Origin of the sequence: Atopobium sp. oral taxon 810 str. F0209 (assembly GCF_000466405.1) — a bacterium.
Lineage (GTDB): Bacteria > Actinomycetota > Coriobacteriia > Coriobacteriales > Atopobiaceae > Olegusella.
The window spans coordinates 1-1,049 of sequence record NZ_KE952946.1 but is presented as its reverse complement, the minus strand read 5'-3'; the positions used below and the strand labels follow the sequence as shown (position 1 = coordinate 1,049).

1 protein-coding gene is annotated in these 1,049 nt (G+C 47.4%); it reads right to left on the bottom strand.

Annotated elements, in window-relative coordinates; translation table 11 throughout:
- A partial coding sequence (locus HMPREF9069_RS03745) for an IS1634 family transposase (RefSeq protein WP_021625820.1) occupies positions 1–1,049 on the bottom strand: 1,049 nt, incomplete at both ends.

Here is a 1,049-nt window from a genome sequence, read left to right as displayed (position 1 = left end):
CTCCTACGACACCGTCTTGGTCTACCTCATGTTTGCTTAGGTACTTAAGAGCACCTTTAGCGGTAATGCTGTCGTATTTAGTAGGGTGTGCCACCATATCAAGTGCGCGGTCAATGGTCTTCTGGCGCTCTTTTCGTGCACGAGCCTGGTACTTGCGTGACCAGAAGGCAATGTATTTGACCTCTATGGGTACTTTGGTCTTTTTACCAGAAGGATCTGCTACCTCAACTACTAGGGTGTCTTGTTTGCTTTTTACCTTGAAGTCAGGCCCTGCATCTGCATCTCCTGAGATACCCTTATAGCCGCTCTCATCAAGGACCCAGTCTCTTAAGTGCCCTTTGGACTTAGTGCCCCGTATGGACTGAGACCATAAGAAATGTTGTCCGCGAGCACAGACGTCCACCATGTTTTCTTTGGTATTGCATCCCTTATCGGCTACCCAGATGACCTCACCTGCATCAGGTGCAGTCTTTTCAATGAAGGAGTTCATGGTCACCCCGTCATGGGTGTTTCCAGAAAACAAGTGGTAGTCAATAGGAATTGCGTTGTTGTCTACGAGAAGCCCCATCTGAACTATGGGCTCAGGACGGTGTTCTTTGCTAACCCCTCGCCGTCTTAGTTCATCTTCTGTATCTATTTCCCAATAGTAGTTGGTAACGTCGTAGAACACACGAGAGGTATCACGTCCTATAAGTCTTGAAATATGTGAGGATAAAGACGACACGATACGCTCTTGTGCATTCGCAAGTTCTCCTAGGGCGTGGTAGAGATCATCATCAGTAAGCTCGCTTTTGAAGAAGTGTTTATCGATGTTTCTTACATCAGAGAGCTTAGAGCCAGGAGAGAGTAGTCTCTCTACTACCATGAGCCTCATTGCTTGAGCCAGACTATAGGTAGCACGTGATTTTGTAGTCTTACGCTCGTTGTTAAGTGCAGACTCAATACCTAGTGCATGAAAGACAGCTAAAGGCACGCAGCTACCAACCTCACGCCGAAGTCCCACCTTGCGCCTATCTACCTTTTGAGCAGGGTAGATGGTAAGGGTAACT